We start from the raw sequence: 18,858 nt of genomic DNA on the forward strand, positions 1-18,858 counted from the left end.
AAAAAACCCCGGGCAAGCCCGGGGTTGAGTGTTATCTGCGTTATTTTCCAACCAGCTGCTTATTTGCCGCTGAATTGCTCAAACATCGTGTTGCCAGGATTTGGTGTACGAGGTTCGTCAACTGGCGTTGGGGCTTTAGGCGCACCACCGTCGTTAGAATTGCCGTTACCGTTTTTACCGTTTGCATCGTCCCAGCCTGCTGGCGGGCGAACTTCTGTACGGTTCATCAGGTCGTCAATTTGTGGTGCATCGATGGTTTCATATTTCATCAGGGCATCTTTCATTGAATGAAGGATATCCATGTTTTCCATCAGCAAAGTGCGTGCACGCACATAGTTACGCTCAACCAGTGATTTTACTTCCTGGTCAATGATGCGGGCTGTTTCATCAGACATATGCTTAGCTTTCGCCACTGAACGACCGAGGAAGACTTCGCCTTCTTCTTCTGCATACAGCAACGGACCTAATTTCTCTGAGAAGCCCCATTGCGTCACCATGTTACGGGCAATCGACGTTGCAACTTTAATGTCGTTAGACGCGCCGGTAGACACTTTTTCCACGCCGTAGATGATTTCTTCAGCAAGACGGCCACCGTACAAGGTAGAAATCTGGCTTTCGAGTTTCTGACGGCTGGCGCTAATGGCATCGCCTTCAGGCAGAAAGAAGGTCACACCTAATGCACGTCCGCGAGGAATAATCGTCACTTTATGCACCGGGTCGTGTTCAGGAACCAGACGGCCAATAATGGCGTGGCCTGCTTCATGATACGCGGTCGATTCTTTCTGCGATTCTGTCATCACCATGGAACGGCGTTCTGCACCCATCATGATTTTGTCTTTGGCTTTTTCGAACTCAACCATAGACACCACGCGTTTGTTACCACGCGCGGAGAATAGCGCAGCTTCGTTGACAAGGTTTGCCAGGTCAGCACCGGAGAAACCAGGTGTACCACGGGCAATCACAGAAGCATCAACGTCAGTGGCCAAAGGAACACGACGCATGTGAACTTTCAGAATCTGTTCACGGCCACGAACGTCCGGCAAGCCAACCACAACCTGACGGTCGAAACGGCCTGGACGCAGCAATGCCGGGTCAAGAACGTCCGGACGGTTAGTCGCGGCAATAACGATGATTCCTTCGTTACCTTCGAAGCCATCCATCTCAACCAACATCTGGTTCAGCGTTTGTTCACGTTCATCATGACCACCGCCTAAACCTGCGCCACGCTGACGGCCAACGGCGTCAATTTCATCGATGAAAATGATACATGGAGCGGCTTTCTTCGCCTGTTCGAACATGTCACGCACACGAGATGCACCCACACCCACGAACATTTCAACGAAGTCAGAACCGGAAATAGTAAAGAATGGAACTTTAGCTTCACCTGCAATGGCTTTAGCCAGCAAGGTTTTACCGGTACCCGGAGGACCGACCATCAGAACGCCTTTAGGAATTTTACCGCCCAATTTCTGGAAACGGCTCGGCTCGCGCAGGTAATCTACCAGTTCGCTCACTTCTTCCTTCGCTTCGTCGCAACCTGCAACATCAGCGAATGTGGTTTTGATTTGGTCTTCCGTCAGCATGCGGGCTTTGCTTTTGCCAAAGGACATTGCACCTTTGCCACCGCCACCCTGCATTTGTCGCATAAAGAATATCCAGACGCCAATCAGGAGCAGCATCGGGAACCATGAAATAAAGATAGTTGCGAGGAAGCTCTGCTGTTCAGGCGGTTCGCCAACAACTTTCACGTTTTTGCTCAGCAGCGTATCCAGTAATTTAGGGTCATTTACCGGGATATAGGTTGTGTATTTGCTGCTGTCTTTTTTGGTTACGTCAATCGCACGTCCATTGATACGTACTTCACGAACCTGGTCTTGGGCCACTTCGGTAGTAAAGGTAGTGTAATCCACCTTACTGCCATTCGACTCGCTGGGCCCAAAACTCTGAAATACAGACATCAATACAACCGCGATGACTAACCAGAGGATCAGGTTCTTCGCCATGTCACTCAAGGGATTAACCTCATATTACAACTGTGTTAACAAACAGCGTTAGGGTACTACTCTTTCCGCCCTGTCGCTACGATGTACACTTCTCGCGAACGTGCTCGGGAAGCGTCTGGCTTACGAATCTTCACCTTCGTAAACAGGGAGCGAATTTCCCGCAGGTATTCATCAAAGCCATCTCCCTGAAACACCTTCACCAGGAAACTTCCGCCTGGTGCTAATACATCCCGACACATATCCAGCGCTAACTCAACCAGATACATCGATTTTGGAATATCGACTGCCGGAGTACCGCTCATATTCGGGGCCATATCGGACATGACCACCTGAACTTTGTTTTCTCCCACGCGTTCGAGCAGCGCTTTGAGAACTAATTCATCACGAAAATCCCCCTGAAGGAAATCGACTCCTACAATAGGATCCATAGGTAAAAGGTCCAGAGCAATAATTCGCCCTTTGTTGCCGATTTGGGTCGCCGCAAACTGCGACCAACCGCCCGGTGCGGCACCTAAATCGACGACTGTCATACCCGGTTTAAACAGCTTATCGCCTTGCTGGATTTCATCAAGTTTAAACCAGGCACGGGAACGTAGGCCTTTTTTCTGTGCTTGTAGCACATATTTATCGCTAAAGTGTTCCTGCAACCAGCGACTGGAACTTGCAGAACGCTTCTTATTAGACATTATTTAATAACCATATAGTTTTCCAACCACCCTGAGTTAGAGCTTTTGGAACAAGCTGTTAGCATCATGACGTCTATGGCTAAGTCAGTATAATTCCCTTCCCGGAGCAGTCCGGGTTGGTGATATACATGAGATGGCGGTAGAATGACCCGTTTTCAATCCCAACTTAAGCAAAAAAGACGATGAATCTTAACAATAAACAAAAACAGTACCTGAAAGGTCTGGCACATCCACTAAAACCGGTTGTCATGCTGGGTAACAACGGCCTGACTGAAGGCGTGCTGGCCGAAATTGAACAGGCCCTGCAGCATCACGAGCTGATCAAGGTAAAAGTCGCGGCAGAAGAACGCGAAACGAAGACCTTGATCGTAGACGCAATCGTGCGTGAAACCAAGGCGTGTAATGTGCAAGTCATCGGCAATATGCTGGTACTTTATCGCCCTTCTACCGAAGACCGCAAAATTATCTTACCGCGTTAATCTGTTAAGGTTTAACGAAAAGCGCTTTAGATTTTCGGAAAGGTGCCACGAAATCACGTTCAGGGAAAGGCCTCAGGTGGCCTTTTTACTTTAGTTTTCAATTTACTGTGAAGCAATTCACTGCATGAATGTGAGAATTACAGGGCGAAACAACGTGTTTCGCCCTTTTTAATGCAGATTTTTAGAGATATTCGACCTTCAGTACTTCGAACTCAACATCACCGCCAGGCGTTTTGATAACGACCACATCATCCTGTTCTTTACCGATTAAACCCCGTGCAATCGGTGAGTTCACAGAAATCAGATTCTGCTTAAAATCAGCTTCGTCATCACCCACAATGCGGTAAGACTGTTCTTCTTCTGTGTCCAGATTCAGCACTTTCACTGTTGCGCCAAAAATGACACGACCAGTTGCCGGCATTTTAGTGACATCAATAACCTGAGCATTTGAAAGCTTGGCTTCAATTTCCTGGATGCGACCTTCACAAAAACCCTGCTGCTCGCGGGCGGCGTGGTATTCAGCATTTTCTTTCAGGTCGCCATGCTCACGTGCAGTGGCAATATCTGCGATGATTTTCGGACGACGGACACCTTTCAGATGGTCCAGTTCTTCACGTAATCTTTCTGCGCCACGCAACGTCATCGGAATCGGTTTCATATATTATTACCTCTAACTTTGTCCTTTCGGTAAACACCGTCCTGATTGAATCAGGTAAGAAATTAAGCCAGCTCTTCTGACCGACTCTCTCTGGCGAAAAACAAAAAAAACCTCACCCGGGGTTGCCACCAGGCCAGGATTCATTTTGCATTATGATTCGTATTTTAACGTAGAGTTCCTTGAGGATCATTGTTTACTTTCAGCCACGTTGCGCCTTGGTTCGTAGCATCGTAGTATGGCACCACTTTATCCTGCCGTTACCCAGAGCCTTTACTCAAAATAATGCGTTTTTTACGAATTGTCAGTGGATTAGCATGCGCGTTTGTACTGAATACAAATGCGGCCCAGATCGAGAATTACACAGAATATCTGCCGGACGGCACGAATCTGGCTGTGCTGGTACAGAAAATCGGTGCCCCTGCACCCGTGCTTGATTATCACGGTTCGCAGATGGCTCTGCCTGCCAGTACAATGAAAATTCTCACCGCGTTGGCGGCTCTTTTGCAGCTCGGCCCCGATTTCCGCTTCACTACCACGCTCGAAACTCCGGGTTCCGTTTCTGATGGCGTGCTGAAAGGTGATTTGGTTGCTCGTTTTTCCGGCGATCCGACACTGAAACGTCAGAATATTCGGAATATGGTCGCGGTGCTAAAAAAACAGGGCATCAAAGAGATCAGTGGCGATGTGGTTATTAACACATCTGTATTTGCCAGCCACGATAAAGCGCCCGGCTGGCCCTGGAACGACATCACCCAGTGCTTCAGCGCACCACCGGCGGCGGCAATAGTCGACAGGAACTGTTTCTCCGTGTCCCTCTACAGCGCCCCGAAACCGGACGAAAATGCCTTTATCCGCGTGGCATCTTATTACCCTGTTCATATGTTTAGCGAAGTACGCACTCTGGCAAAAGGCTCGCCAGATGCCCAGTACTGTGAGCTGGACGTAGTGCCGGGTGAGTTTAACCGTTATACCCTGACAGGTTGTCTGACCCAGCGCAGCGAGCCTTTGCCTTTGGCATTCGCCATTCAGGATGGGGCCAGTTATGCGGGCGCAATTCTGAAAGACGAATTGCTGCAAGCGGATATCCAGATTGATGGCACGTTAAAACGCCAGACTCAGCAAACGCCTGCCGGAACTGTGCTCGCTCAAACGCAGTCCGTTCCGTTGCATGATTTACTGCATCAGATGTTGAAAAAATCTGACAACATGATCGCCGATACTGTTTTCCGTACAATCGGTCATCAGCGTTTTGGCGTTCCGGGAACCTGGCGTGCGGGTTCGGATGCAGTTCGTCAGATTCTGCGTCAGAAAGCAGGCGTGGATTTGGGCAACTCAATTCAGGTTGATGGCTCCGGTCTCTCCCGTCATGACTTATTGTCTCCGGCTACCATGATGCAGGTGCTGCAATACATCGCGCAGCACGATAAAGAGTTAGACTTTATTTCTATGCTGCCTTTAGCGGGCCATGACGGAACCTTGCAATATCGCGGCGGTCTTCATGAAGCGGGCGTAGATGGCAAAGTGTCAGCGAAAACCGGTTCACTTGCTGGCGTTTATAATCTGGCGGGCTTTATCACCACGGCCAGCGGACAACGCATGGCATTTGTCCAGTTCCTCTCCGGTTACGCGGTTCCGCCTGAAGACCAGCGCACACGGCGTGCTCCGCTGGTGCGCTTTGAGAGCCGTCTCTACAGGGACATCTACCAAAATAATTAACCACGGAGCCGTGCCAGACGATGAAACTGCTGATAGTTGAAGATGATGAACTTTTACGGCAGGGATTATCTCTGGCACTTACCAGTGATAATTATGTTTGCGACTGCGCTTCTACAGCCGCTGAAGCGCAAAGTCTGATTCAAACCAGCCAGTACAGCCTGGTGATCCTGGATTTAGGATTGCCGGATAAAGATGGCGCAACGCTGTTGCGTCAGTGGCGACGTCAAAATATTTCCCTCCCCGTGCTGATTCTCACTGCCCGCGATGCGCTGGAAGACCGCGTTGATGGCCTCGATGCCGGTGCGGATGATTATCTGATCAAACCTTTTGCTCTGGTGGAATTGCAGGCCCGCGTCCGGGCACTCATTCGTCGTTATCAGGGGCAAAGTGACAATCAGATATCTGTCGGAAACCTGACCATTAACCTTTCGTCTCAGCAGGCCTATCTGGGCGATTCTCCGGTAGAAGTCACACCTAAAGAATTCGCCATTTTATCCCGTCTGATGATGCGAGCCGGGCAGACCGTCAATCGCGAATTGCTTCAGCAAGATCTCTACACCTGGCAGGACGATTTGGGATCCAATACGCTGGAAGTTCATGTGCATAATCTGCGGCGGAAGTTGGGTAAAGAGCTGATTCGCACAGTTCGCGGTATTGGCTATCGGTTGGAAGTTTTACCATGACCAGTATGCGCCGCCGCCTGCTTGTTATGCTGGCCCTGATCCTCTTCGTCACCCAGCTCACCAGCGTTTTCTGGCTCTGGCATGAAAGCCAGGAGCAGATAAACCTGCTGGTGAATGACACGCTTTCCGCAAAAGTCCGCAATGCTCACGTTGAGAAAGAGATTGCGGAAGCTATCGCGTCCCTCATTGCGCCCTCTTTGCTGATGATGACGATTACCCTGGTTTTATCTTTCTGGGCCATCAGTTGGATCATCCGGCCACTTAATCAGTTGCAAAAGCGCCTGGAAACCCGTTCTGCGGATAACCTGACGCCCCTGCCACTCAATACAGAAATCCGTGAAGTGGTGGCGGTGACCAACACACTCAACCAACTATTTTCCCGTCTTTCCAATACCATCCAGCAGGAAAGGCTGTTCACCGCCGATGCTGCACATGAGCTGAGAACTCCGCTGGCCGGCGTCCGACTGCACCTTGAAATCATGCAAAAAAATGGTGTGGATGGCAGCGATACGCTGATAAGCCGCATCGATCTGTTAATGCACACCATCGAACAATTGCTGATGCTTTCGCGCGCTGGGCAAAATTTTGCAAAAGGTGAATACCAGAAGGTTGATCTGGTGAGTAACGTCGTCGAACCTCTCCGGGAAGAGCTGAGTGAGATGCTTGCCGATCGTCAGCAGCAGCTGATCATACAGATGCCTGCCCGTGCTGAGATTCAGGGTGACGCGGTACTGCTCCGGCTTATGGTGCGAAATCTGGTGGAAAATGCTTACCGGTACGGGCCGGAGAACAGCGAAATTGCCATCGTGATTGAGCCTCAGAACAACGGCTTTCTGGTACAGATTAATGATGAAGGTCCGGGGATCGATGAAGCCAAAGCCAGTGAACTGACGCAAGCCTTCAAACGAGGCGATCAGCGGTATGGCGGCAGTGGATTAGGACTAAATATCGTTATACGCATTGCGAATTTACATGGCGGAACCCTGGCGCTCCGCAATCGCTTGGGGGCAAAAGGGCTCAGCGCCCAATGCTGGTTGCCACATGTGGCAATACAGAATTCGCTTACTCTCCCTTCTCTTTGAAAAAAAACCATTAAAAAAGCTGCCATAACAGGCAGCCTTTTCGCTATACGCACAACGCCAGTGCAGGGGATTAACGTTCGTAAATGATTTCGACGCCTTCGTCGTCATCTTCATCCCAGTCATCATCCCAGTCGTCGTCGGCTTCAGATTCCACTTCAGCCAGCTGTTCACGATGATAATCATCCCACATGAACTCAACTTTCTCTGGCACAGCAGCTTCAACGGCCATGTGCTTAGGATTTTCATTGATGAATTTCATCACATCCCAGCACAGTGCGTTAACGCCTTCGCGGTTCGCGGCGGAAATCAGGTAGTAATTACCTTCCCAGCCTAAAGCCTCAGCGATCGTTTTAGCACGTGCTTCTGCTTCTTCTTTTTCGATCAGATCAACTTTGTTGAATACTAACCAACGCGGCTTTTCAGCCAGTTTAGCGTTGTATTGCTTCAGTTCGTTGATAATAACTTTAGCATTTTCGATCGGATCAGATTCGTCGATTGGCGCAATGTCAATCAGGTGCAACAAAACGCGGCAACGCTCAAGGTGCTTCAGGAAGCGGATACCGAGGCCGGCACCTTCAGAAGCGCCTTCGATCAAACCCGGAATGTCGGCAACCACGAAGCTTTGTTCGTGATCCATACGCACAACGCCCAGGCTTGGAACCAAAGTCGTAAACGGATAGTCAGCAACTTTCGGTTTTGCAGCAGACACTGAACGGATAAATGTAGATTTACCTGCGTTCGGAAGACCCAGCATCCCCACGTCGGCTAACAACATCAGCTCGAGCGCGATATCACGCTCCTCACCTTTGGTGCCCATTGTTTTCTGGCGCGGAGAACGGTTCACGGAAGATTTGAAACGGGTATTACCCAAACCGTGAAAACCGCCTTTGGCGACCATGTTGATCTGACCATTCTGAGTCATATCGGCCAGCACTTCACCGGTGCTCTGGTCCAGAACGCGTGTTCCGACAGGCACTTTAATGGTGATATCTTTACCGCGTTTCCCCGTACAGTCGCTGCTTTGACCGTTGGTGCCGCGCTCAGCACGATAAGATTTCACAAAGCGGAAATCGATCAGCGTATTAAGGTTTTCATCAGCAAGCAGGTAAACGTCACCGCCGTCGCCGCCGTCGCCTCCATCAGGGCCGCCACGAGGGATATATTTTTCGCGGCGGAAGCTGACGCATCCGTTACCGCCATCACCGGCCACAACCAGAATCGTGGCTTCATCAACAAACTTCATTTGTACCGTCTCCGTAAATCATTCACCGGGCAGCTAGTGTTTAGCTACCAGGTTTTGCCCTGTCCGACGCGGCCACCAGCGATGGCCAACTGCGGAAAACATTGCCCCCGCCACCACCACAATTGCCCCGATATAACCAACAAAATTGAGCACGGGTGCAGCAAAAAAATCGGGCCAGGCAAGTGCCAGTAAATCTGAAAATAGCAGGGTAAACAGCGGAGTCAGCGTCACAATTGCACTGACCTGGGCCGCCTGCCATCTCGCCATCGCTTCCGCTAAGGCGCCATATCCTACTAAGGTATTCGCGCCGCAAAACAACAGACAGGCAAACTGCCAGCCGCTGAGCTGTGAAAGCACCGCCGGGCTGGCCAGCGGGAGCAATGCGATAGAACATAAAGTGTACAGCAAAAACAGGATCTGCGGTGAGGCGAGTTGACGCAGCAATACTTTCTGTGCCACACCATAAATCACCCAAACCGAGGCTGCCCCGACACCAAAAATCACACCCAAAGTGTAATCTGTCAGCCGGGTAAAAATCTCAATCAGGCTGGTATTAAAGAATAATACCAGCCCGAAAATCAGCATAATGGCGCCAATAACCTGCGTGATCCGCATCTTTTCTTTCAGGATAATCACACTCGCAAACATCATACCGACCGGCGAAAGCTGGCCGATAACCTGCGAGGCTGTCGGGCTTAGGAATTGCAAGGAGGAACTAAAAAGTACGAAGTTCCCCAGCAACCCGCACGTTGCGATCAACACTAAAATCAGCCAGCGTGGGCGGCTAAAAATCGCTCTGGGCGGCAATCTGCGTTTAACTGCCAGAATGCACCCCAGCACAATTGCAGCCAGAGAAAACCGATACCAAACCACAGTAAAAGGATCCATTACCACCAGGACCTGCTTCATGGCGATGGGTAAAGAACCCCAGCTCATAGCAGTAATTAGTGCTAACAGAATACCAACAGATGCCTGTGATTTTATGTCCATATCCCGCCAGAATGGGCTAACCAGAATGTAAAAAGCCCCGCAACGAATTGCGGGGCTTACATCTATTTACTAAGACGCGAAAAACTTATTCAGCTTCGATGCTGATGTACTTACGGTTTTTCGGGCCTTTAACTTCGAACTTGACTTTACCGTCAGCCAAAGCAAACAGAGTGTGGTCCTTGCCGCAACCCACGTTGATACCAGCGTGGAATTTGGTGCCGCGCTGACGAACGATGATGCTGCCTGCCAGTACTGCTTCGCCGCCAAAGCGTTTTACGCCCAGACGTTTAGCTTCTGAATCGCGACCGTTACGTGTGGAGCCGCCAGCCTTTTTGTGTGCCATTGTTCCGCTCTCCTAATCTTAAGCGCTGATGCCGGTGATTTTAACGTCAGTGAACCACTGACGGTGGCCCTGCTGCTTACGATAGTGTTTACGACGACGAAACTTAACGATTTTGACCTTTTCGCCACGACCGTGAGCAACGACTTCAGCTTTGATTACACCGCCAGCAACTAATGGCAGGCCGATGTTAATTTCTTCACCGTTTGCAATCATCAGAACCTGATCGAATTCGATAGCTTCGCCAGTTGCAACGTCCAGCTTCTCGAGACGAATAGTCTGCCCTTCGCTGACACGGTGTTGTTTACCACCACTTTGGAAAACCGCGTACATATAAAACTCCGCTTTCCGCGCACTCAACTTTGTATAGTCCAGAGGGCGCTATAAATATTCACAATAGGGCGCGAATTCTACGCAAAAAATCAGCATAAGACAAGAGCACAATGACGACAAAAGAAGAAAAAAAGCGCAGTTCTTTCGATATCATTTATCTACACTGTTTTTCAAGTACAATCCCCATTACAGTTAGCGCCATGTGCCAATGTGAGCCAGACCTCATTGCGGCGAAGAGAAAAACAGCCGAAAAAACACAATGAACCTAGAACAGATTATCGATCTTACCCAGGATGACATGGCTGCGGTCAACGCATCCATCCTTGAGCAGTTGAATTCAGAGGTTTCTCTCATCAATCAGCTGGGATACTACATCATCAGTGGCGGCGGCAAACGTATCCGTCCGATGATAGCAGTACTGGCAGCCAAAGCACTATCCTACGACGGTGATAAACACATTAAAGTCGCCGCTCTGATTGAGTTCATTCACACCGCGACATTACTGCACGATGACGTAGTTGATGAGTCCGATATGCGCCGTGGAAAAGCCACGGCCAACGCCGCTTTCGGAAACGCCGCCAGCGTGCTGGTCGGTGATTTTATCTACACCCGCGCTTTCCAGATGATGACAGATTTGGAATCACTGCCGGTTCTGGCTCTGATGGCCAAAGCGGTGAATGTGATTGCAGAAGGTGAAGTGCAGCAGCTCATTAACTGCAATGACCCCGACATCACCGAAGAAAGCTACATGCAGGTCATTTATAGCAAAACCGCCCGCCTGTTCGAAGCGGCATCACAATCTTCTGCCATGCTGGCTGGCGGGAACACCGAACAAATCACGGCGTTGCAGGATTATGGTCGCTATTTGGGCACGGCATTCCAGCTGATTGATGATCTGCTCGATTATGACGCCGATGGCGAAACGCTGGGCAAAAATACCGGTGACGACCTCGATGAAGGCAAACCGACTCTGCCTCTGCTGCATGCAATGCAATACGGCGACGCTGAGCAGTCAGCAATGATCCGCAAAGCTATCGAAGAAGGCAACGGACGCCATTTGCTGGAGCCCGTTTTGGCCGCCATGCATCAGTGGGGTTCTCTGGCTTATACTCGTCAGCGTGCTGAAGAAGAAGCTGACAAAGCGATTCAGTCTCTTCAAGTACTGCCTGAATCTGAATATCGCTCCGCGCTTGAAGGTTTGGCGCATCTGGCCGTTAAACGCGATTTCTGATGTTTCATGTTTCCTGACGTGCCTGTCTGCACAGGCGCGTCAGTTCTGGCAAATCTATGAATCGTCAGACTTACGCAGCCTGTTTAGTATTTCCGATACCCCTTCCCTCACGATAAAAGAGATCATCGTTTCGCGCTCAGGCTCCTTGAGTTGCTTATAACTTTCGATCCAGATCGCCAGCGGATCCTGATGTGACGTGTAAACATATTCAGCAGAATGTTCATTCATCGCGAGACTGGCGACGGTATTACCCGGCAGGCTGTCAATGTGATATTCCACTGCACGTCCCTGGACACCACGTCTGCGCCGTTTGATCCAACATAATCTGCGCGCCATGCCGTGCACGCCCTGTGTTGAGGTAGGAAGGCCATCTTTTCCGGTCAGTTCCTTTGCTGCAAACCACTCTTTTTTCATAACGATCCTTGTCTTTCTCATATAATCCAATAAGAAAGGTTGCTGTTATAAATCCATGAGAATTCTGCGGATGCTTTCCCTTTTCGCTGCAAGCCCATTTTAGAGAAGATATTAAAACAGACTATTTAGGAAAACGCCTATTTAACGGAAAGAAGATATTCAATTTTTCGGAATGAGTCTACTGTTGCCGCACAATGTTTCCATGAAATATGTTTATCAACAACAGAATATCTCCCTTGAAAGTCTTTTTTAGAAAGTTATGTAATCAAATTGACAGGCCGCATGCGCAATAAAATAAAAACCCTATAATAAACAAGCAATAATGTCATTTTAACCTTATGTGAAGTGCATATCCTCTTCATCATTCATTAACCCAAATCGTTATTTTCTTCTCTTAAATCATTCAGATCTATAATTGCGTTCAAATTATCAACACTTCAATAACGCGTTCGTATTAAATGAACTCGAAAAATAGGATAAAAAAAGAGTATCAGGCAAAAAAGCAAACTGAATTTACTTGTTTGTTTTAATTCTAATAAGAATGTATTTTCTTAATCCGAGCAGAAAATATTTTTTAGGAAACATTGATAGGATTGAACTGGACGCGACTAAGCAATCATTGAATATATGTTTTCAAAGAAAGTCTTATAAAAGCGATTTAAAAATAAGGAAAATACCATGATGACAAGGAATGATGACTGGCATCAGGCTGATATTATCGCAGCCCTGAGAAAGAAAGGGACGACACTCGCAGCGGTGTCACGATCCGCCGGATTGAGCTCTTCAACCCTTTCTAATGCACTCTCCCGGCCCTGGCCAAAAGGAGAATTGCTCATCGCCGGGGCGCTGGGCGTTCACCCGTCAATTATCTGGCCAAGCCGTTACTTTGATGCCACCACGTTTCAGATCATCGAACGCCGGTGCCGCATTCCCAATGAGCATAAATGATGCCAATAGAGAATGCCGCCGGAGATACCGGCGGCTTCACTTGAGGCTTATCAGTGATTGATAAACTGTTCTCCCAATTCGATATCTTTACGCAGGATATCCAGCATCGAATCCAGTGATTGCTGTTCGAAAGCGCTGAGCTTGCCAATATCAATGAGCTCAGTGATGCCCTTTTTACCCAACAGAACAGGCTGTGCGAAGAAACGGGCATAATCGCCCTTTCCTTCTACATAGGCGCATTCAACAACGTTACTTTCACCTTGCAGGGCACGAACCAGTGAAAGCCCGAAGCGTGCTGCCGCCTGCCCCATAGACAAAGTAGCAGAACCGCCACCCGCTTTAGCTTCGACCACTTCGGTTCCTGCATTCTGAATACGCTTGGTCAGCGCAGCGATTTCACTATCGCTAAATGCCACACCGGGCACCTGAGACAATAAAGGAAGAATTGTCACCCCAGAGTGTCCGCCAATCACGGGCACGTCAATTTCCTCAGGCTGCTTACCTTTAAGTTCAGCCACGAATGTGTTCGAGCGGATTGCATCGAGCGTGGTGACGCCGAACAGTTTGTTTTTGTCGTACACACCTGCATTTTTCAAAACTTCGGCAGCAATAGCAACCGTGGTATTGACCGGGTTGGTGATAATACCGATTAATGCGTGCGGACAGGTTTTCGCAACCTGCTGAATCAGATTACGCACAATACCGGCGTTAACATTAAAGAGGTCGGAACGATCCATACCCGGTTTGCGCGCCACACCGGCAGAGATCAAAACGATATCCGCGCCTTCAAGCGCTGGCGTTGCGTCTTCGCCACAGAAGCCTTTAATTTTTACTGCAGTAGGGATATGGCTCAGATCGACGGCGACACCCGGAGTAACAGGTGCGATATCGTATAATGACAGTTCGGAACCGGAAGGTAGCTGGGTCTTGAGCAGAAGCGCGAGGGCCTGACCGATACCGCCCGCAGCACCTAGAACTGCAACTTTCATCCTATACTCCTTTTTTATCACTAACTTATAAGTGTCGTGGAATTATTTTGGGTGTGACCTTAATCACTTATACAGCTAAAAACAATCGCTCAACTGCTGGGAAACTGAGCTTGGTCGTTAAGAAAGTAAAAAAACACCGCTTAGCGCCATTTTTCCGGTCTTTTATGACTTTTTATCGGAAAGCTACACCTTAAAAGTAGCACCACAAAACCCGCCAGGTTAAAAAATGGTTAAATTCAATTCAATGTGAGAGCTGAATCGAGATCATCTGATTAACAGCAATCCGGCGAATCATTCCCCGCGATGCACTATTTCGGCATATTCATGACGTCCAGATGTATACTTCGCCGCTGTCATACCCGTCTGAGTGCAAAATTCTGATGTTACGTGCCGACCCCGTGTTGCATAAAAATTCAAATATCTGCATAATCAACAAAACGATGATACAGAGACCAGGGTGCAAAATGCGTAATCCTGCTAAACAGGAAGATTTGATCAAAGCCTTCAAAGCACTGTTGAAGGAAGAGAAATTCAGCTCTCAGGGCGAAATTGTCGTCGCACTTCAGGAAGACGGTTTCGATAATATCAATCAGTCAAAAGTCTCACGGATGCTGACAAAATTCGGCGCGGTGCGGACCCGCAACGCAAAAATGGAGATGGTTTATTGCCTGCCTGCCGAAATCGGCGTGCCGACAACGACCAGCCCACTGAAGAATTTGGTCTTAGATATTGACCATAACGACGCCGTCGTCGTTATCCGCACCAGTCCGGGCGCGGCACAGCTGATCGCGCGCCTGCTTGATTCTCTGGGCAAATCCGAAGGGATACTGGGCACCATTGCCGGCGATGACACAATTTTTACCACGCCCGCACGGGGTTTCAGCGTCAGACAACTTCACGACGCAATCCTCAGTTTGTTTGAACAGGAACTCTGATACGGCGATATATTGCGCTGTTTCCTGCTTCAGTTCTGTGCCTGAGGTCAGAAGAAAATAATTTCTGGCCTCAGCCTTCCTTGCCTTATCCAACTATCAGTTACCCTTCTCTAACGTTATACCGTCGTTTTAAATACACGCCTCACGTCGTTATCCCTGTTAATTCTGTTCACACGAAGCACTTTCCCGTCACATAAACATTTCCATGGTGTGATTGACTGCAAAATTAAGCACAAATAGTCAAATTCACTCAATCCGTTGATTTTACGAAAAATTAACACCAAAAGATCGATTTTCGAGCAATTTTTATTCCTTTTTGTTATTAAAAATTCAAATAGCCCCCACATAACCACCAAAATAACTATTAGCAAACTATTAATATTCCGAGTGACTAGATGTATACTCATTTCCGTGGTGTGAAACACCAGTTGTTGAAAACATAATAAAATCGACGAGGTCAAAATCATGAACGTTAAAACTAAAATTGCAACATTAAGCATTCTATCTGCTCTGTCATTCGGTGCTTTTGCAGCACAACCTGTTTCTCAGGATCAGGCCGCTCATCTTCAGTCACACGGGATGATCAGCGTAAGCGGCGTTGCCGGTGCACCTTCTGATATCCGTCAGGCATTGTCTGATAAAGCGGATGCCAAAGGGGCTAAAGCATTTCGTGTTATCGAAGTGCGTGAAGAAGGTAACTACCACGCTACCGCAGAAATTTACCAATAAACCTGGGTAAATGAAGCGAAGGGGCCTGAATGATTCAGGCCCGCGCAAAGCGCATCAAGACGGATTTGTCTCTGCCATCATCAATGTTCCTCCACGCTTTTCGCGTTGCCGGACTCAGATATTCCAGAACTGATGAATCCAAATCTCAACCGGCGTTGCTCTCTCATTTTTTAACATCAACGTCTATGAAATTAGGAAATTATCATGAAAATCATGACCACTATTGCCGCTCTTAGCCTGCTGTCTGCTGTTTCTTTCGGCGCGCCTGCCGCACAACTGGTTTCTAATCAGCAGGCAGAGAATCTTCAGCCTATGGGCACTATCAGCGTCAGCGGCGTCAATGGCGTCCCGACAGACATTCGCCAGGAGCTGTCCGATAAAGCCGACAGCAAGGGCGCAAAATCTTATCGTGTGATCGAAGCACATAACGACGGTGCTTATCACGCAACCGCAGAAATCTATCAATAAGATTTCTGAGTCAGTCCCTGATACAAAACCACTGCCTGAGTATTTGAATTAGCGTTACCGGGTTTCAACAGCCACATACCAGCGAAAATTAATGCGCTGTTGAGGCTGGGAAGAGAGAAGACACTGCCACTGCCGCTCTCTTGCTAACGTAACCCTCGTCGTCCTGTCCGACGACACCCTTTGGCCCTCAAACTTTTTGAGGGCCTTTTTTTGTCTGCAAATCGCCGCATAGCCAAATCCCAGGCAAAAAAAAGCACAGCCATCGCTGTGCTTTCAGTTTATACGCTGCGGGTATAACTGTTACTGAGCGGCTTCCGCTTTGGCAGCCAGCGCCGTCAATAACTTCCCGTGAATGCCACCAAAACCGCCATTACTCATCACCAGAATATGATCGCCCGGCTGTGAAGCCTTGATCACCATATCGACCAGTGAATCGACGTCCGCACTCCAGTGCGCAGGCTGGATACAGCGCTCTGCCACTTCAGCAACCTGCCATGGAATATGCTGCGGCTGAAGCAGGAACACTTCATCGGCGCGACCGAGAGAAGGCGCCAGCTCATTTTTGCTCATGCCCATTTTCATGGTATTTGAACGCGGTTCGAGAACAGCCAGAATACGTGCCGTCCCGCCCACTTTGCTGCGCAATGCAGAAAGAGTTGCCAGAATAGCCGTCGGGTGATGCGCAAAATCGTCATACACGCTGACGCCATTTTCAACGCCACGCAGTTCAAGACGGCGACGGGCATTGATAAAATCACCCAGTGCCTTGCAGGCATCTTCAGGTTTCACACCAACATGACGCGCAGCCGCAATCGCCATCAGCGCATTATGCATATTGTGTTCGCCCACCAGATTCCAGTTCACCTGACCGACCACTTCGCCATGAAGATAAACCTCGAAAGCGCTGGCATCTGGTGTCAGTTTTTTTGCATCCCAGGCGCAATTTTCTGCTTCACCGGCAAATTCCTGTTCGCTCCAGCAGCCCATCGCCATCACTTGTTTCAGCGGCGTGTCATGCTCAGGAAGGATAATTTTACCTTTACCTGGCACCAGACGAACAAGGTGGTGGAACTGTTTCTGGATCGCTTTCAGATCATCGAAAATATCCGCGTGATCGAATTCGAGATTGTTCAGGATCAACGTCCGCGGGCTGTAGTGAACGAATTTGGAGCGCTTATCAAAGAACGCGCAGTCATATTCGTCCGCTTCCAGAACCATAAACGGGCTGTTTCCAAGACGAGCAGAAACCTCGAAGTTGCCCGGCACACCGCCAATGACGTAGCCCGGCTCGTAGCCGCAGGCTTCAAGGATCCACGTAACCATTCCCGCCGTTGTGGTTTTGCCGTGCGTACCCGCGACAGCAATAACCCAGCGCTCCGGCAGAACATGATCGTGCAGCCACTGCGGGCCGGAGACATACGGGATCCCCAGTTCGAGCACGGCTTCGACACACGGGTTTCCGCGCGTCATCGCGTTGCCGATAATTACCAGATCCGGTTGAGGATCTAACTGAGCCGGATCGTAACCCTGGATCAGCGCGATCCCTTGTTTTTCCAACAGCGTACTCATCGGTGGATAAACGTTGTCGTCCGAACCGGTTACCTGATGCCCTTGTGCACGTGCCAGCATCGCCAGCCCGCCCATAAACGTGCCGCAAATCCCAAGAATATGAATGCGCATATATTTTCCATTAATGCCTTTAAGTCAGCCGCTATTCTACCGCTCAGAATCGCCCAGAAGAAATGGATTTGCCTATGATTCGTCCATATATTTGGGCTAAACTGCCCATGCTCTTGTGAAGGTTTTATTAACGAACCGTTATCCATCCTAGATTCAGGGAACGTGTTATGAAAACGTTAGGCGAATTTATTGTTGAAAAACAGCAAGACTTTCCTCATGCAACCGGTGAGCTCACCGCCTTGCTGTCAGCAATAAAACTCGGCGCTAAAATCATTCACCGCGATATCAACAAAGCGGGTCTGGTTGACATTCTCGGCACCAGCGGTGCAGAAAATGTGCAGGGTGAAGTACAGATGAAACTCGATCTGTACGCAAATGAAAAATTGAAAGCGGCGATGAAAGCACGTGGAGAAATTGCCGGTATCGCGTCTGAAGAAGAAGATGAAATTGTCATTTTCGATGGCGAACGTGCTGAAAATGCGAAATACGTTATTTTGATGGATCCGTTAGACGGCTCTTCAAACATCGACGTGAACGTTTCAGTCGGAACCATCTTCTCGATCTACCGCCGGACTTCTCCGCTCGGCCAGCCCGTAACGGAAGCAGACTTCCTGCAACCGGGGAACCGTCAGGTTGCCGCAGGTTACGTGGTTTACGGCTCTTCCACCATGCTGGTTTACACCACCGGCGCAGGCGTTCATGCCTTTACTTATGATCCTTCACTCGGTGTATTCTGCCTCTCTCACGAAAAAGTCCGTTTCCCTGCAAAGGGCAACATGTACTCCATTAATGAAGGCAACTACATCAAATTCCCTCTCGGCGTTAAAAAATACATCAAGTATTGCCAGGAGCAGGATGAAGCGACGCAACGCCCTTACACCTCACGTTATATCGGTTCACTGGTTGCAGATTTCCACCGCAACCTGCTGAAAGGTGGCATCTATATTTATCCGAGCACAGCCAGCCATCCGAACGGAAAACTGCGTTTGTTGTATGAATGCAACCCGATGGCATTCCTGGCCGAACAAGCTGGTGGTAAAGCCAGTGACGGTAAAAACCGCATTCTGGATATCATTCCGCAAAAACTGCACGAACGCGCGCCGTTCTTCGTCGGTAACAGCTCAATGGTTGAAGATGCAGAACGCTTTATCGCTGAATTCCCCGATGAATAAACCAGTACCCGACTCAAAAATCATCTAAGAATGAACGTGATACCTCTGTAACCTAGCGTTTCTCAAACGCAAAAAGGTG

20 protein-coding genes are annotated in these 18,858 nt (G+C 49.0%); 10 read left to right on the forward strand and 10 right to left on the reverse strand.

Annotated elements, in window-relative coordinates:
* Positions 1-59: 59 nt before the first annotated feature.
* The gene (gene ftsH / locus J1782_RS20330) at positions 60-2,003 is read right to left on the reverse strand and encodes an ATP-dependent zinc metalloprotease FtsH (RefSeq protein WP_165059684.1); all 1,944 of its coding nucleotides are present in this window, start codon (positions 2,001-2,003) and stop codon (positions 60-62) included.
* A 56-nt stretch (positions 2,004-2,059) separates the two neighbouring features.
* Positions 2,060-2,689 carry a 23S rRNA (uridine(2552)-2'-O)-methyltransferase RlmE gene (rlmE, locus tag J1782_RS20335; protein ID WP_152325290.1) on the reverse strand — a complete coding sequence of 210 codons (630 nt, stop codon included), beginning with the start codon at positions 2,687-2,689 and terminating at the stop codon, positions 2,060-2,062.
* A gap of 182 nt (positions 2,690-2,871) precedes the next feature.
* Between rlmE and yhbY the strand changes: the two genes are divergently transcribed.
* A complete protein-coding gene (gene yhbY / locus J1782_RS20340) occupies positions 2,872-3,168 on the forward strand; it encodes a ribosome assembly RNA-binding protein YhbY (protein WP_095923662.1) in 297 nt (98 codons plus the stop codon).
* 181 nt (positions 3,169-3,349) lie between these two features.
* Here the strand turns inward: yhbY and greA are convergent, their stop codons facing one another.
* A complete protein-coding gene (gene greA, locus J1782_RS20345; RefSeq protein ID WP_152325291.1) occupies positions 3,350-3,826 on the reverse strand; it encodes a transcription elongation factor GreA in 477 nt (158 codons plus the stop codon).
* A 282-nt stretch (positions 3,827-4,108) separates the two neighbouring features.
* Between greA and dacB the strand changes: the two genes are divergently transcribed.
* From dacB to pmrB, 3 genes are read left to right on the forward strand one after another with little or no spacing between them, the layout of a single operon-like run.
* Positions 4,109-5,542: a serine-type D-Ala-D-Ala carboxypeptidase gene (dacB, locus tag J1782_RS20350; protein WP_152325292.1), complete on the forward strand. Its 1,434-nt coding sequence runs from the start codon at positions 4,109-4,111 to the stop codon at positions 5,540-5,542.
* Between the two features lie 20 nt (positions 5,543-5,562).
* Complete coding sequence (gene pmrA, locus J1782_RS20355) at positions 5,563-6,225, forward strand: two-component system response regulator PmrA (RefSeq protein WP_152325293.1); 663 nt, start codon at positions 5,563-5,565, stop codon at positions 6,223-6,225.
* Positions 6,222-7,307 (forward strand): two-component system sensor histidine kinase PmrB, encoded by a 1,086-nt coding sequence (gene pmrB / locus J1782_RS20360; RefSeq protein WP_217153809.1) that lies wholly within the window; start codon positions 6,222-6,224, stop codon positions 7,305-7,307. The genes pmrA and pmrB overlap by 4 nt, the downstream gene beginning before the upstream one ends.
* 70 nt (positions 7,308-7,377) lie before the next feature.
* Here the strand turns inward: pmrB and cgtA are convergent, their stop codons facing one another.
* The 4 genes from cgtA to rplU all read right to left on the reverse strand — a co-directional run bounded on the left by cgtA (position 7,378) and on the right by rplU (position 10,213).
* On the reverse strand, positions 7,378-8,550 hold the full coding sequence (cgtA, locus tag J1782_RS20365) for an Obg family GTPase CgtA (RefSeq protein WP_152325295.1): 1,173 nt from the start codon (positions 8,548-8,550) through the stop codon (positions 7,378-7,380).
* A 33-nt stretch (positions 8,551-8,583) separates the two neighbouring features.
* Positions 8,584-9,540 (reverse strand): DMT family transporter, encoded by a 957-nt coding sequence (locus tag J1782_RS20370; RefSeq protein WP_217153810.1) that lies wholly within the window; start codon positions 9,538-9,540, stop codon positions 8,584-8,586.
* An 85-nt stretch (positions 9,541-9,625) separates the two neighbouring features.
* A complete protein-coding gene (rpmA, locus tag J1782_RS20375) occupies positions 9,626-9,883 on the reverse strand; it encodes a 50S ribosomal protein L27 (protein WP_013573805.1) in 258 nt (85 codons plus the stop codon).
* Between the two features lie 18 nt (positions 9,884-9,901).
* Positions 9,902-10,213, reverse strand: coding sequence for a 50S ribosomal protein L21 (gene rplU / locus J1782_RS20380; RefSeq protein WP_013573804.1), 312 nt, complete (start codon positions 10,211-10,213; stop codon positions 9,902-9,904).
* 259 nt (positions 10,214-10,472) lie between these two features.
* Here rplU and ispB point away from each other — a divergent pair, with 259 nt between their 5' ends.
* Positions 10,473-11,444, forward strand: a complete 972-nt coding sequence (gene ispB, locus J1782_RS20385; RefSeq protein WP_208951515.1) for an octaprenyl diphosphate synthase — start codon at positions 10,473-10,475, stop codon at positions 11,442-11,444.
* Between the two features lie 54 nt (positions 11,445-11,498).
* Here ispB and J1782_RS20390 read toward each other — a convergent pair whose 3' ends face one another.
* The gene (locus J1782_RS20390) at positions 11,499-11,858 is read right to left on the reverse strand and encodes a DNA-binding protein (protein WP_152325298.1); all 360 of its coding nucleotides are present in this window, start codon (positions 11,856-11,858) and stop codon (positions 11,499-11,501) included.
* A gap of 678 nt (positions 11,859-12,536) precedes the next feature.
* Here J1782_RS20390 and J1782_RS20395 point away from each other — a divergent pair.
* The gene (locus J1782_RS20395) at positions 12,537-12,806 is read left to right on the forward strand and encodes a helix-turn-helix transcriptional regulator (RefSeq protein ID WP_152325299.1); all 270 of its coding nucleotides are present in this window, start codon (positions 12,537-12,539) and stop codon (positions 12,804-12,806) included.
* 50 nt (positions 12,807-12,856) lie between these two features.
* Here the strand turns inward: J1782_RS20395 and mdh are convergent, their stop codons facing one another.
* Entirely contained in the window at positions 12,857-13,795 is a 939-nt protein-coding gene (mdh, locus tag J1782_RS20400) for a malate dehydrogenase (RefSeq protein WP_208950931.1), read from the reverse strand.
* Positions 13,796-14,259: 464 nt separating this feature from the next.
* Here mdh and argR point away from each other — a divergent pair, with 464 nt between their 5' ends.
* From argR to yhcN (J1782_RS20415), 3 genes are all read left to right on the forward strand, one after another.
* Positions 14,260-14,730 carry a transcriptional regulator ArgR gene (gene argR, locus J1782_RS20405; RefSeq protein WP_152325301.1) on the forward strand — a complete coding sequence of 157 codons (471 nt, stop codon included), beginning with the start codon at positions 14,260-14,262 and terminating at the stop codon, positions 14,728-14,730.
* A 465-nt stretch (positions 14,731-15,195) separates the two neighbouring features.
* On the forward strand, positions 15,196-15,459 hold the full coding sequence (yhcN, locus tag J1782_RS20410) for a peroxide/acid stress response protein YhcN (RefSeq protein ID WP_152325302.1): 264 nt from the start codon (positions 15,196-15,198) through the stop codon (positions 15,457-15,459).
* 204 nt (positions 15,460-15,663) lie between these two features.
* A complete protein-coding gene (gene yhcN / locus J1782_RS20415) occupies positions 15,664-15,927 on the forward strand; it encodes a peroxide/acid stress response protein YhcN (protein WP_217153811.1) in 264 nt (87 codons plus the stop codon).
* 300 nt (positions 15,928-16,227) lie between these two features.
* Here the strand turns inward: yhcN (J1782_RS20415) and mpl are convergent, their stop codons facing one another.
* Positions 16,228-17,607 carry a UDP-N-acetylmuramate:L-alanyl-gamma-D-glutamyl-meso-diaminopimelate ligase gene (mpl, locus tag J1782_RS20420; protein WP_152325304.1) on the reverse strand — a complete coding sequence of 460 codons (1,380 nt, stop codon included), beginning with the start codon at positions 17,605-17,607 and terminating at the stop codon, positions 16,228-16,230.
* A 167-nt stretch (positions 17,608-17,774) separates the two neighbouring features.
* Here mpl and fbp point away from each other — a divergent pair, with 167 nt between their 5' ends.
* Positions 17,775-18,779, forward strand: coding sequence for a class 1 fructose-bisphosphatase (gene fbp / locus J1782_RS20425; protein ID WP_152325305.1), 1,005 nt, complete (start codon positions 17,775-17,777; stop codon positions 18,777-18,779).
* Positions 18,780-18,858 lie beyond the last annotated feature (79 nt).

Source organism: Rahnella sp. BCC 1045 (assembly GCF_019049615.1).
Lineage (GTDB): Bacteria > Pseudomonadota > Gammaproteobacteria > Enterobacterales > Enterobacteriaceae > Rahnella > Rahnella contaminans.